Origin of the sequence: Pontibacter qinzhouensis, assembly GCF_008017455.1 — a bacterium.
In the GTDB taxonomy this organism is placed as follows: domain Bacteria; phylum Bacteroidota; class Bacteroidia; order Cytophagales; family Hymenobacteraceae; genus Pontibacter; species Pontibacter qinzhouensis.
The window spans coordinates 85,676-99,177 of the sequence record NZ_VRTY01000002.1 but is presented as its reverse complement, the minus strand read 5'-3'; the positions used below and the strand labels follow the sequence as shown (position 1 = coordinate 99,177).

Sequence of the window (13,502 nt, the reverse complement as noted above, 5' to 3'; positions counted from 1 at the left end):
TCTTTCAAATACTGCAGGAAGCTAGTATTTTCCTATAGCTTCCTGTTATCTTTTTAATTACTTTAGGCTCTCACCCTAACAATAACTCTATGGAAACCCCATCACACAAAAGTCCGTCTTCTGGAAATAATTTTGTAGAACGGCTGGCCGAAAAGGTCGGTTTGGCAGCCAAAGCTTCTACCGTTTATGGCGACCCCATAGAGCGTGGAGGTGTTACTGTTGTGCCGGTTTCTAAACTAGCCTATGGGTTTGGCGGTGGAGCAGGTAACAAAGCAGGCGAAGAAGGATCAGGTGGTGGAGGCGGTATAGCCATTATGCCGGTTGGCTACATCGAGATAAAAGAAGGCACCACCAAGTACAAGGCCATCCGCGATCCGCAGACAGTTGTTAAGATAATTGCCGTGAGTGGGCTGTTCTCTGTGCTGCTGGTGAGAAGTGTGGCAAAGCTGCTACGAAAATAGCAGGAGCCCTACCCGAACTACTCTTGGCTCTTATTAATTGTTTTACTTTGGAAGGCCATCTATATATTCAAAATGCCGCCCCCAAGCAAGGGCAGGCTGTGTAAGTAGTGTTGGCTTACTGCAGCTAAAAAATCCTTACCGGGGCTGTTAAGGTATCAAATTAAGGCGAATAAATATGAACCTGCTGCTGCCACAGCATATTGAGTTACCATAAGAACTAAGACTAAACACAGCAGTTTTCCTCCCATTAAATTATGTGAGTTAAATGCCTCTGCAATTTTTACTTTTCACAATGCCAGAGGCGTACGCCGTTTCGGAAATATCCTCCTAGGCAGGGCCTGTATTATCCTGTTTGCTGCTGCATGCGTTCAGGATCATGAGTAGCTAAAAGCAGTTCCGGTAGAAGTGGGCGCTTGAAGAATAACAGAGGTATCTTGTGGCCGCTTTTTAGGTTGAAATGGTGCTATGCCAGTGGTGCCGGCAGGCGGTTATTGCCAGTTACAGCACGGCGCTGTACCGATCCAAATGTATGCTGTTCCCACAACTGAGGCATAATTTTTTTTCTGCTTACCTATCGGATCTTCACTTTAATTTATTCAAAGATTGCAACTCCTCCCAAGCTGACTTATGAATTTAAGGTGCAGGGTTTGTATAAGTACAATTCAGCTCTTAAGACAAAGGGCCTGATTGCAACATCACCAATATAGTGAGAGCTTTTCAAACTGATATTTTATATCTTTTTTTTATCTGTTTCATTTAATCCCATGCACCCATCTGCTGATCGCTTCGGCTCGAACTGCAGGTGTCAGCGTAACCTTTCTGATGAAATAGAGTTGTAAAAGGCGTTGCCAGTTACCAGACAGCTGCAGCTTTGTGAACTGTAAGAACACCAAACTAAGGTTATTCAGTATCTGAATTATTTAAATAGATATGGCCTTCAGAAGCATTTCAGGCTAAAATGAGCCAAGGGTAGTAACATGTTTTCTGCTTGAACTGGCTTTGGCTAAAGGTAAACTTACTCGTGAGGTATGCCTCTAAAAGGAGTCTGAACGACTCTAACCGGTGCTCTGGCTACTGTTAATTAGAAACCACTTAAAACCTATACCTATGAGATACTCTTACCGAAGAGGTTTTTTATGGCTTACTGTCTTTCTACTTTTATCGTTGCTGCCATTGGGGCTGGCGCTTATTGGCCCAACACCTGAGGCGCGGTCTTTCTGGATGGAGTTTGGGGTAGCCTTAGGCTTTCTGGCCTTAGCCATATTCGGTTTGCAATCTTTATTTTCGGGCCGCTTTCATTGGATAGCCCCGACCTACGGCATGGATAACATCATGCATTTTCATCGGAAAATGGGGCTGGTGGCTTTCCTGTTTGTGCTGGGCCACCCGATTACCCTTATCCTGACCGATCCTGGATTCCTGTCGTATTTCGATCCGCGTGTAAACCTGATGCGGGCCATTGCCCTCAGCTTTGTTACTGTCGCTATTATTGGCATTACCGTTACCAGTATCTGGCGGGTTGCCTTTAAGCTGAATTATGAGAAGTGGCGGCTCCTGCATGGGTTTTTGGCTTTGGCAATTGTGTTTGTTGGCGTGGTGCATTCTATACAGGTTGGGCACTACCTCGACCCGCTCTGGAAAAAAATTGCTTTGGCAGTAATAATGGGTGCCAGCATGTACCTGGTGCTGCACACGCGCTTTGTCAGGCCGTGGCAAAACAAGAAACGCCCGTATAAAATTGTGGATGTAAAGCCTGAGCGCGACGAATGCTACAGCGTTACGCTGGCATCTGAAAAAGGCAGGCGCTTAACCTTCACGCCCGGGCAGTTTGCCTGGATCACCATAAATTCCTCTCCTTTTACTTTACAACAACACCCGTTTTCGTTTGCCTCCAGTGCCAGCGATACAACCGTCAGCTTCACAGCCAAATCGATGGGCGATTTCACCGGCACCTGGAAAGACCTCAAAGCCGAAACTACAGCCTTTCTGGAAGGTCCTTTCGGATCGTTTACACCGGAACCCGACAGCCATTTGTTTTTTGTAATGGGAGGCATTGGCATTACGCCCTGCATGAGCATGCTCCGCACTATGCGCGACAGAAAAGACACCCGAAAAGCAACCTTACTCTATGCGAATAAAAACTGGGAAGGCGTTACGTTTCGGGAGGAGCTGGAAGAGATAAGCCGGGAGATAAATCTGAAGATAGTCCACGTGATCGAAGATCTGCCGGAGGATGAAGAACTGGATGGAGAAGAAGGACGCATCGACCAGGACATGATTGAAAAGTACCTTCCGCCCGAACCCAACACCTACATGTATTTTATTTGTGGCCCAGGCCCGCTCATGGATGTAGCAGAAGTTGCCTTTCATAACCTGGGCATCAACTGGCGCCGCATTTACTCAGAGCGCTTCGAAATTGTGTAACCTCTGTACAACATAATCATCTTCTTCAGGCTTAAAGTCGCCCACTGCAGAGGACCAAAAGCCTTAGCAAAACAAATTATTCAGAAACACAACTTACTTATTATGTCGAAACAAACGAAACTTCTCTATAAACTCATGAGCCGAATAGGTGATATTGTTGGCATTATTCTGCTCCTGATGGCTGTTCTTTTTGGTGCAAGAGGGTTGTAGGCGTCGGTGTAAAGTAAAATCGCTCTTTAACAAAATCCTAAAACCTTATTTCCAACCAGAAATCCGGAACAACATTTTCGAATCTCATAAACAGTTTTTGTGGATTCAGCAATAGGAATAAACGGTGTTTTGTCACCATTTTTCCTGTTGCACTATATTAACTTCATAATTTAGGCGAATTTTAATCGCCAACTATACACGCTAATTAGATGCCTTTCTGTTGGCTTTAGCTGCTTTTTTAGCTTGTTTATCAGCCTGCATGCGATTTTTCTGTGCTTTTTCTTCTAACCTTACTGATTTTTTTGCTTGTTTAGCAGCAGCTGCAGCCTCTTTGTCGGCATGTTGGGCCGCTACAGCTTTAGATTTTGCATCTTTAGCATCTGCTTTGGCATGGTTAGCATTTGACTTGGTAGCTTTCCTGAGATCATCTGCATCCGACAGACGTTTTTTATCTTGTTCCACTCTCTCTTTTTCGATTTGCTTTTCTTGAGTAGATGTGGATTGTGCAATTGTATGGGTGCTTATAAGCAAACATACACCCAATCCTAATGAGAATAAAATGGTAGTGGCTTTCATGATGATTTAGTAAAGGTATGCCTTGAATCAGGTGTAACCTATACCTGTATACGGCCAGCGCGATTTAAAAACCGGATTTACCGAAAGTTTAAAATGAGCAGAACATTTCCGTACGTTTAATGTTACCATGGCCGATATTTTTGCCTGCTTCTCTTTCTGCCCCCACCCTGCTGGCTATCTAAATAACTGAACTGTATCATCCGATGCCGCTGCTATCACTATTTTTGAATTCAGGAATTTCCGGGTGCATAAAGTTAGCCTCACTTCAGAAGCTTGAATTATTAAAATCTTCTTTAGGAATTGCAGAAAAACAAGTCTGATGTGTAGTTACTGGTTAAGATGGATAAACCGGATTATAAGTGACAGTAGTTGATGTTGTTACAGGTGGTCCCTGCCCCTGCTTCCGGAACACGCACCACCTGTAGCTGAAAAATGATTTTCACGCACCTACTCAGTAGCATACTGGCAACTTACTTTTGGGTTAAAAGGTGCGTGCATACCAGACGGATTGTTTTTCCATACCCAGGCATGCAATTGGTAATGCGGGAAAGGCGGACCACCTGAGCCTGGTGCCCGATGATCGTCGTACACCTGGTCGCCAAGCATGGGTGGAGTGGCATATAGTGGATCCCAACTGGCAGCCATTACCATAAACTCAATTGCCACCAGCTTTAGTTTGCCGTTTTTCTGAGGCTCGTAAACCAGCACCTCCGGATGCATCGGGTCTACTATCCCATCTACCAGCATAAAATTCACAAAATGGTAGCCCATACCTCCGGCAGGACTAGCCACACAATCGGAAGATGCCATGTAACCATCTGCAATGGCAGCCTCTATTCGGTGGTACTTGGCTGTAGCCTGCCTCACCTGGGCAAGCACCTTGTTGTGGTAAGCAGAATTGGGCCTATTTGGTCCGCCCTTAACGTGGTCTGCCTGTTCAAGAGTAGCCAGTGGCGCTGGTGTATCAGCTTTTTCAGCGTCACAGCTCCACAATACAACAGGAAAGAACAGGCAGATGAGGGCACAAACAGTTTTAATATTGTCCATGATTTCTTTCATAGCAATTTCTTTAAAACCAATTAACAGTAGCAGATCAGGAAACGCTTTAGATGCAGCGAATAAGGCCCAAACGCGCGCAAAATGGGCTTGAAGACAGCTTCAATGGAAATGATAGAAAATCAAAGGCGAAATATATCGGGTGACCAAACGCCTTTTAGCAAAATTGGTAGTGTAGCGGGAATATTTTCAACAACACTGGCAAATATAATAAATATAAATTATTAATAAAATTTTGATATATCTTATTTTGTATCCTTTTCCTATAGTGGAGACAATTTTTGAGAAATCGAGAGTGTGAGTTGTGCTGCAAGAGCCAATCTAACTTACTGGTGGTTACTAACTACAGAGTTAGCAGTGCGTGCAGGTGCAGAGAAAGAATTACTCTTCAGCATGATGGAGTAAGTTCGGTATGCTGCTTTTCTGACCTTTTCAGCTTAATACTTCGCTGTAAGGTTAAAGGTGGCATCAGGCATAGAATCTGCTCCAGATGCTCCTGTCTAATGTTCCTGTAACAGGTTAAAACAACCGGCAAGGGCAGGCAGTGGAGGTAAATTTAGCAGAAATTAGCTGTTTATGCTTTCGCTACTTCCGCACAACCTTCAATTATCCTAATAAAAACAGCCTTCAGAAGAAAAATCTGCTCAATTGAGTCAAGGGTAAAAACCAGTTTGTGGCTCTTAACAAAGCTATGCTTAATTAAGCAGATCTGGCTGACAGAGGTGCTGCTTCGGTAGCCGCAGCAAAATTATACTTGCTCCTATACTGCAACGGCGACAGGCCGGTTATACGCTTAAATGTGGTCCGGAACGCTTTAGGGTCTGAATAGCCTACCTGGTACATTACCTCATTTATATTTTCTCTGGAGTTTTCAAGGCTCATTTTGGCGGCTTCAATTTTTACCCGTTGCAGGTACTCCACAATCGAGTTGGCGGTGGCTTTTTTAAACCGACGCTCCAGGTTCCTGCGGCTAAGGGCCAGCATAGAAGCCAGTTGATCAATCGAAATCTTCTCCTGAAAGTGCTGTTCAATAAACTCCTGGGCTTTCTTTACCGGCTCGTCTTCATGCTCCTTCTGTCCTTTAAAGATCATAAACGGTGACTGGCTTTTGCGTTCAATCTCTATCTGAAAGGCCTTCGACATAAAAACGGCCACTTCACGGCCTGCATATTTTTCGATCAGGTACAGGATCAGGTTCAGGTAAGAGAAGGCTCCTCCGCTGGAGTAGATGCCCTGCTCATCTGTGATTATTTTATCTTCTACCAGGTTTACCTCCGGAAACATCCTCCTGAAATCGTTGGCTGCCATCCAATGGGTGGCGCATTGCTTGCCGGTAACCAAGCCGGTAGAGGCGAGCAAAAAAGCACCCACGCAAAGGCTGGCCACCTCTGCTCCCTTGTCGTGCTGTTTCCTGATCCAGGGAATGAAGTCCTGGTTGTGCTGTAAGTTCAGGAGCATATCGCCATCGAGAGCCGGGATAATAATGAGGTCTGTTTTCTTTACATCCTGTGCCAGCACATCGGTGAACACGGTGTAAATACCACCAGCTGCCGATACCTCACGGGTCAGGCCGACTAGCTTTACCTCAAACAGGCTTGGCTTCCCCATGCTCTGCATAAGTTTGTTAACTTCGGTAAACACCTGGCGTGGCCCTTCCACACTGCCCAAAATGGCACCTTTCGGAACAAGTATCGCTATATTTTTCATCCGTGGCTCTTTAACCTGATTTGAATCCAAGAGGACAAAGCAGCCTGAAGTAAGGCATTGTGCGCTACTTCAGGCTGCGTATCTCAAGGTACAAAAAAAATTAATTCTTTTTACGGAGAAGCAAAAAGGCGACGGTGGAAATGGCCCCAACTATCGCTGCTTTTTGCAACAAGCCAGTGCGATTATGTTTCCACTCGGCCTTATAGCCTTTTTCTGCCAGAATGTTCGGCACTTTCCCGTTTATAAAATCATCCACAATTCCTTCGACCACGTTTACCCGGTCGGCCAGCAGCAGGGGCAGCCAGTGTCCATAGCTATTCTCGCTGTACTGAAAAGCATAGCGCCTGATCATGCCACTCAAGCCTGAGGGTGGCGTGGACGTACCGAAAACAGCAGTTACATTAGGCCGCTCGTTAGAATGGAGCACTTCAATATTGATGGGTTGTTGTGTCGGCCGATCCCATGTGTACCCCTTTTGCTCTTCATTGGTGCGGTGTTTCATGGGGTAAGTCGGATCATTTTTAGGGTCAGCATCTATGCCCCACCCTTTTATCAGATTATAATCGACAGGTTTATTTTCCATAGTAATTCATGTTAAATTCTGGCTGATGGTGGAATAAGCACAGGTTTAATGCAATTATCCAGCTTAGCTGAAAAAATCCGGTATCCGTCAGAAACTTCCTCTAACGGAATACGGTGAGTAATTAATGCTTTAGGGTTTAGCACGCCACTTTGCACATGCTCGATCAGGCGAGGAAGCAAACGTTTAACCGAAGCTTGGTTAGCCCTGATGGTAATACCTTTGTTTACCAGGTTACCAATTGGCACCAAGTTATCGGTAGGTCCATAAATTCCTACTATCGACACGATCCCTCCTTTTTTCACAGCATTTATGGCCCAATGCAAGGCTGTGGCAGATCCGGCCTGCAAGAGGGTTTTACGGCCTGTAATGGTCTGCATCGCATTTCCTGCTGCCTCTGCGCCAACAGCATCAATACAGACATCAGCTCCCATCCAGTCGGTGGTTTTCTTCACAAACACCACTACATCGTCTATTTCTCTAAAATTATAGGCCTCACATTGAGCATAGTTCTTTACAAACTCCAACCGATATTCTAACTGGTCGAATACGATAACACGACCTGCCCCAAACAGCCAGGCACACTTGGCGGCCATAATGCCTACAGGTCCTGCTCCAAACACCACCACGGTATCTCCCTTCTGAATGCCGCCCATTTCAGCAGCCTGGTAGCCGGTCGGCACTACATCTGTCAGCATTACGGCATCGTCGGGGTCCATACCTTCCGGAATAACAGTCGGGCCTACATCGGCATAGGGTACACGCACATATTCTGCCTGACCACCATCGTAGCCACCCGCTGTATGTGAATACCCGAAAATGCCGCCAACGGCAGTAGCCTGTGAATTAGATTCATGGCAATTACCATAAAGTTCCTGTTTGCAGAAGGCGCATTTGCCACAGGCAATATTAAAGGGCACCAGCACATGGTCGCCCACTTTCAGCTTTTGTACTTCAGAGCCTATTTCTTCAACTACTCCTGTAAATTCGTGCCCAAAGGTCATGCCTACGCGTGTGTCGGGCACGTTGCCGTTGTAAAGATGCAGATCAGACCCGCAGATACAGGAGCGTGTAACCCGCACAATGGCATCCTGCGGATGCATGATCTCGGGCATAGGTTTGTGGTCGATCCGAACCCGCTTAGGGCCGCGGTAATTCATCGCTAACATAGATTAAAGCCTTTCTGGTTAAGTTATAAACGTTATGGCAAGTGCTTTACCAGCCTAAACAGGCATCCTGCTAAGCAGAAACAGCCCATCTTAAAGTACTTATCTGTCTACTCAATGTTTCAGAATCAGGAGCATGATGCATTTTTTAAGTGTTTACACTGGTTGTTTCAATTAAATACTGACAGCATATAATTTTTCGAAAGGACTTATTAAAACTTACGTGGCTTTATTGGTTATGGAAACGTATATACAGATCAAAACCATTTTGTTCTTCTTAACTCGACTACTTACCAAAAGTAGCTGTGTAAAGAAAATGGTTTAACTAACTAATAAAGAGAGGCATTATGGCAGAGGGAAAAAAAAGTAACGAATTAAAATCGCATGACAGCAACCACGGCGGCGTAAGCGGACAACCCGAAGGAGGAAAAACAGGCCCAGTGGCAGGCGGAGCCGATAATACACGCGGCGAAAACAAACCTAGCAGAGAAGGAACAAGTGCCGGGGCAAAAAAAGGCAAAGAAAGCCCGGATAAAGGGCCGAATGCGAATGCTACCACCACTACCCGAGGTGCAGACAGCACAGATAAGGAATTCCGAAATAACCAACCCAATGCGAGCACGCTTAAAGGGCATAAAAGCAATGAGGACTTAGGGAACGAGAAAGACTGACACCTGCACCTCCAATAGTTAAATAAAGCTGCACTTCTTTTAAAGACGGAGGTGCAGCTTTATTTTTTACTAAGTATCAAGACACAAGACTTTTGAAGTTGTATTTTATTGATTTCCAGGGTTATAAACTTTGTTAAAACTGAACAGATGTATTAATCTAATTTAGTCCTCTTACTTAAATCAAATGGTATCCCTAACTTCTCCTGTTGTTGTCTCACTTCTAGGTACAAACAAAAAAGTACTGTCGGATAAATCAACTTGCTTCAGCGGTCGCTTCTAAATTATTTGAATGAAAACAGCCTCCGGAAGGTTTTGCATCCAAATTTTGCCAAGGGTGTAACCGATATGTTTTTGCTGAATGTATTTAGTGAGTGTAAACCTATCCAAGATAAGCATATTAGGAATCTGCGCCTTGGGTAGATTATAATTACTTCAGCTCATTCAGCACCTGGTACATTTTCTGGGTAATAGAAGCCTGAGTTCCATTGTAATTATTTACCAGGAACGCGAAAATATATTCTTTCCCGTCTTTGCTTTTATGGTAGCCGCAGAATGCTTTCACATCGCGTATGGTTCCGCTTTTCATTTTAAGGCCATTTATGGAAGGCAGCGACTCGTAAAAACCGCTGAACCAGGGTTGCTTGCGGGCGTACTGCAGCACCTTTACCTGCGCATGGGTAGTCACGCGGTTCAGCGGAGAAAGCCCGGAGCCATCTACCATATTCAACTCCGTTTCCGGTATGCCACGCTGCTTCCAGAAATTCCGGAGCAGGTGCAGACCTTGATCAGGGTTGGCGCTCCCGGTACTTTTGTACACGATCGTTTTCAGGAGGGCTTCGCCATAAAGGTTAATGCTGCGCCTGTTGAACCAGTAAATCAGGCTATCTAGCGGAGGCGAAACTACTTTATGAACAGTAGTGAGTGTGGCAGGCTGCATCATAAGTGTAGGAGCTATAGTTGCCCTGGCAGGCATGGTTACACCCTGTAGCTGCAGCTTTTGCGCCAGCGCGCCCACCAGTTGCTGCGCCGGAGCAGGCATAGCACCCGAAATAGTAAAGGCAGACTGGTTAACAGGAATGGTACCCCGAATGGTGGCAGCTCCTGCCTGCAACGGAAAATAGATATAAGCCTTGTCGCCGGTTCCGGCTGCCGCTGCCCGCACCTCTGACTGTAACGTATACCCATGCAACGCAGGAACAGTACGAACAACCGAAACCGCCTCGCCAACCTGCTTACCCGACCGCAGCACCACGTCAAACTGGTTTTCGCGCCAGTTCAGTTTAGCCGCTCCTGCCCCATAGTAATTTCCTACATCCTGCCAGATCCAGCCGTCTGGTATTGTTTCTTCGTTCCAGCCATCATTTGCCACCAGCACCTCGTTAAACACCTTTACACCCGTTGCTTGCATGGCTGCTGCAATTTTGGTCAGCACCGCCTCCTCTTTTGTGTGGCTCCAGCGCCAGCTGCCTAAGGTTGGGTCGCCGGATGGAACAAGTACCAGAGCCGCCCCCTCTCCTCCTTTCCGAATGGCAAAAGAGGTTTCGTACCGGAAGTTTTTGCCCAGCAGTTCGTAAGCGGTGGCACTCGTAATAACTTTAACCGTTGAGGCCGGTGCTAACCCCACACTGCCGTTCTGCTCATACACAACCTGCCCTGTGCTGGCATCCAGCACATAAAAAGAGGCCATACCGTTGCGTAATTGCGGGTCGGCCTGAAATGCTTTAAAAGCAGCAGCAAGCCTTTCTGAAACCTTCTGGGGAAAGGCACTGGTCTGTAGCAAAAGAAATAAACAGGTAATAGCTGCCTTTGCAGAAGATGATATCATGAAAAATAAAATTTAGCTGGCGGTGCAAGGGCTGTTATAGCTTGTTCAATTTAAAATAACCTAAATGTAGTTCATCCGGGGCGAGTGCTGTGGATGCCGAGAGCTGTAACCGGTACAGCTGTTTCACGGGCTCCGGCAACAGGTCCTTTACCTGGTAAAGTTCGTCTACGTCTACGCCAAATTTATCGTCTACATGGGCTGGAGCACCTTTAAAACCTGTGTGCTTGTAAAAAGCGGTTTGCCGTGCTTGTTGCATGGCTTCTGCTTTTGATCTGGCTACGAGCAATATTTTGTAATGAAACTCGTCGAACTCGCCTGCTTTGTAGCCGCCAAGGTTCACGAAAAAAAGTCGCTCCTTTTCTGCCGCTTCCTCTCCGGCAGCCCGTGGCAGCACCTGTACCCGGTAACCGTTTACCGCTGTTACTTTGCGCCAGGCATCTACATGAACCGATCCTTTAGCTTCGGGCCAGAACTGTTTTATGGCAGGCACCAGTTCCTTAACTGAATTGGCAATGCCGAAAAAAACATCATGTTGCTCTGTGTTTCTGCCTGGCGGTCTGCAGCCGAGCAGGAGCATAAAAAGTGTAGGGTGCTCCATGATCTTCAGGAGAGGCTTAGAGTTTGTGTGTTTAAAACTTATCTTCGTGCTGTTGTACCAGTGGCCAACCTGTTGCTTGCCCTGAAGCTACACCACCTGCCCTGGCTGCTAACTAAACGACCAAAGAACTTAAAAGATGAGATTAAAAGGCAATATTCTGGATATTAAAACGAAAAGAGAAACAAAGAACCAGGCTATTGAGCTCTACATCAGCAAGATAGCTTACGTTACGCATAAGAAAGACGGCAAGTATTTTCAGCCTTTCGATTTTGAGGATGAACTCGATACGCCTCTTGTACTAACAGGCGATTGCCTGGCCCGCCTGCAGAACAATTTGCTCGAAGAAGGCGAGTACGAGTTTCAGGTGTACGATAAAGAGGGCGATACCTATGAGCTGAACGAGAATAAACTCCTCACCATTACCATGATGTACGATGAAGAAGAACAGCAGCCTATATTATCTGCCATTACGTACGAGGTAATACTACCCAATGAAGAATTCAAACAGCTGAAAGCGCAGCGGCGCAAAGAGAAACCCGGAAAAAAAGGCAAGCGGTAGCAGTTTCTGAAGCCTATGTTTGCCGCATCTTTCCTGCCCGATTGGCTGTTTGGTTAGTTCTGTACCTAATCTTGAATTATTCCAATGAAAATGCCCTTCCAAAGGATTTAGAATAAAATTTTGCCAAGGGTCTTCTTGGATGTAATTCTCTTTTGTGCAAAAGACGAGTTTTGTTGCACTCGATTCTATTTAACATAAATAAGCAACTGAATAAACTTTGGCTTTATGGCTATAGTAGAAATACAAAAAGAACAAGCAAGCAGGCAAAGGAACAGTTTCTTCCAACTGTCACCGCTGCTCTCTCTTTTCTTGGACTCCTACCCTTGGCTAAAAAGTCGCTGATTCTCTTTGGAAGACAGTTTTCATTAGAATAATTTAGACGCTGATCATTCACACCTAAAAAGTCAGCTATTCCGGTAACTGATAATGGAGGTAAACGAAACTTTGCGCATGGGTTGCCGCGAAACAGGGTTAATGGCTTCTACCACCCCACTTTTCTTCAGTTCTTCAAAAGCCTCCTGGTAATTGCCCCGAATATAGTTCGTGCCGATGTTGTGGTGCCGGTAAATGCTGTCTATCGGGAGGTTGTTGTAAAACCCGGCTTTTGTTGCCAGGTCTGCCACCAGGTTTTTAACGGAGTACCGGTACTGCTCCTGAAACAGCGACAGCTGGTGTTTTATATTCGCACCAAAAAGCGGCACGCCATCTTCCTGGTAATCGCTGTAGGTCAGCATCAGTTCTTTCAGCTTCATGTAGGCCACATCTGTTTTAGAAGCAAAAAACAAATAATGGCTGGTTTGGTTTTTCTTTGGCAGGCAAATTTTAAAGCGGAACGTTTTATAGTCTTTCTCCTTAAATACCTCCTCCAGTTTATCCACCATAAAATCTTCGCGCTGCATGGCATCCTGGTAACGTTCACAAAATGCCTGGATGGCGGCCACCCGCTCAGCCCCGAACAGCTCGGCCAGCAGTTCGTTGTTTTCGATGTGCTGCATAGCGGTGCGCATTTTTGCCGGACTAAACAGCATAAACACATCCATGCCCCACCTCCTGACCGACTGCAGCAGCATCTGCTGCGAGAAGCTATAATCTAAAGGGTCGGTATAAAGCAAAGTCGGGGTGTCGTTTCCGAGGAGCCGGGCCAGAAAACTGAAGTTAGCTTCTTCGTTCAGGATCACTGGCTTGTGCACCAGTTCATCGTAGTATGGCAGGCTCTCCAGCTGCTGTTTCAGCCTGGCTACATCAGCTTTCTTTGCGTCGTTAAAGAAGGTCCGAACAATTTTGTTCAGCTTAAACTTATCGATGGAGCCGAACACACTGTTTAATATTTTAACGGGTGCCGCAGGCTTGCCATCCACCTGTTTGCCATCGCCTGCCTGTAAATCGATAAACGCCAGCGTATGGTCGGAGCGGTAGCGTTGCCCCGACAGCATGGCGCTGCACCACGCCCTGAAGTACTCATTCAGCAATTCTGATTTAATTTCGGAAGTACTGCGTTGAGTAGTAAAAAAATCGTTTGTATCTACAGTTGGCATGCGAGTGTTCATTTACATCAATTTCTGAAAAAACAGCACACCACCGCCTCTAATGATGGGCTATTAACAGAAAACCGGCTAAACATGGGGCTGCAAATGTAGCATTTATGGTCGATATTTGGCAGATAAAAGCA

The 13,502-nt window shown here is 45.9% G+C and carries 12 protein-coding genes; 4 read left to right on the top strand and 8 right to left on the bottom strand.

The window, feature by feature from the left end; all coding sequences use genetic code 11:
- Window positions 1-89: 89 nt before the first annotated feature.
- Both FVR03_RS00960 and FVR03_RS00955 read left to right on the top strand, forming a co-directional pair.
- Window positions 90-461, top strand: coding sequence for a GerW family sporulation protein (locus tag FVR03_RS00960; RefSeq protein WP_147919884.1), 372 nt, complete (start codon window positions 90-92; stop codon window positions 459-461).
- 1,107 nt (window positions 462-1,568) lie between these two features.
- The gene (locus FVR03_RS00955; protein ID WP_222707156.1) at window positions 1,569-2,885 is read left to right on the top strand and encodes a ferredoxin reductase family protein; all 1,317 of its coding nucleotides are present in this window, start codon (window positions 1,569-1,571) and stop codon (window positions 2,883-2,885) included.
- 411 nt (window positions 2,886-3,296) lie between these two features.
- On the opposite strand, the gene FVR03_RS00950 is transcribed toward FVR03_RS00955, so the two are convergent.
- The 5 genes from FVR03_RS00950 to FVR03_RS00930 all read right to left on the bottom strand — a co-directional run bounded on the left by FVR03_RS00950 (window position 3,297) and on the right by FVR03_RS00930 (window position 8,183).
- A complete protein-coding gene (locus tag FVR03_RS00950) occupies window positions 3,297-3,671 on the bottom strand; it encodes a hypothetical protein (protein WP_147919883.1) in 375 nt (124 codons plus the stop codon).
- Window positions 3,672-4,118: 447 nt separating this feature from the next.
- Window positions 4,119-4,730: a hypothetical protein gene (locus tag FVR03_RS00945; RefSeq protein WP_147919882.1), complete on the bottom strand. Its 612-nt coding sequence runs from the start codon at window positions 4,728-4,730 to the stop codon at window positions 4,119-4,121.
- 696 nt (window positions 4,731-5,426) lie between these two features.
- The gene (locus FVR03_RS00940) at window positions 5,427-6,434 is read right to left on the bottom strand and encodes a GlxA family transcriptional regulator (protein WP_147919881.1); all 1,008 of its coding nucleotides are present in this window, start codon (window positions 6,432-6,434) and stop codon (window positions 5,427-5,429) included.
- Between the two features lie 100 nt (window positions 6,435-6,534).
- Complete coding sequence (locus tag FVR03_RS00935; RefSeq protein ID WP_147919880.1) at window positions 6,535-7,017, bottom strand: hypothetical protein; 483 nt, start codon at window positions 7,015-7,017, stop codon at window positions 6,535-6,537.
- A gap of 11 nt (window positions 7,018-7,028) precedes the next feature.
- The gene (locus FVR03_RS00930; RefSeq protein WP_147919879.1) at window positions 7,029-8,183 is read right to left on the bottom strand and encodes a zinc-dependent alcohol dehydrogenase; all 1,155 of its coding nucleotides are present in this window, start codon (window positions 8,181-8,183) and stop codon (window positions 7,029-7,031) included.
- Window positions 8,184-8,527: 344 nt separating this feature from the next.
- Between FVR03_RS00930 and FVR03_RS00925 the strand changes: the two genes are divergently transcribed.
- Window positions 8,528-8,851: a hypothetical protein gene (locus tag FVR03_RS00925; protein ID WP_147919878.1), complete on the top strand. Its 324-nt coding sequence runs from the start codon at window positions 8,528-8,530 to the stop codon at window positions 8,849-8,851.
- 427 nt (window positions 8,852-9,278) lie between these two features.
- On the opposite strand, the gene dacB is transcribed toward FVR03_RS00925, so the two are convergent.
- Together dacB and FVR03_RS00915 are read right to left on the bottom strand one after the other, a co-directional pair.
- Window positions 9,279-10,676, bottom strand: a complete 1,398-nt coding sequence (gene dacB / locus FVR03_RS00920; protein ID WP_147919877.1) for a D-alanyl-D-alanine carboxypeptidase/D-alanyl-D-alanine endopeptidase — start codon at window positions 10,674-10,676, stop codon at window positions 9,279-9,281.
- Window positions 10,677-10,710: 34 nt separating this feature from the next.
- Window positions 10,711-11,274 carry a DUF1543 domain-containing protein gene (locus FVR03_RS00915; protein ID WP_147919876.1) on the bottom strand — a complete coding sequence of 188 codons (564 nt, stop codon included), beginning with the start codon at window positions 11,272-11,274 and terminating at the stop codon, window positions 10,711-10,713.
- A 136-nt stretch (window positions 11,275-11,410) separates the two neighbouring features.
- Here FVR03_RS00915 and FVR03_RS00910 point away from each other — a divergent pair, with 136 nt between their 5' ends.
- Window positions 11,411-11,833 carry a hypothetical protein gene (locus FVR03_RS00910; protein ID WP_147919875.1) on the top strand — a complete coding sequence of 141 codons (423 nt, stop codon included), beginning with the start codon at window positions 11,411-11,413 and terminating at the stop codon, window positions 11,831-11,833.
- Between the two features lie 404 nt (window positions 11,834-12,237).
- On the opposite strand, the gene tcmP is transcribed toward FVR03_RS00910, so the two are convergent.
- Window positions 12,238-13,368: a three-Cys-motif partner protein TcmP gene (gene tcmP, locus FVR03_RS00905; protein WP_255473989.1), complete on the bottom strand. Its 1,131-nt coding sequence runs from the start codon at window positions 13,366-13,368 to the stop codon at window positions 12,238-12,240.
- Between the last annotated feature and the right edge of the window lie 134 nt (window positions 13,369-13,502).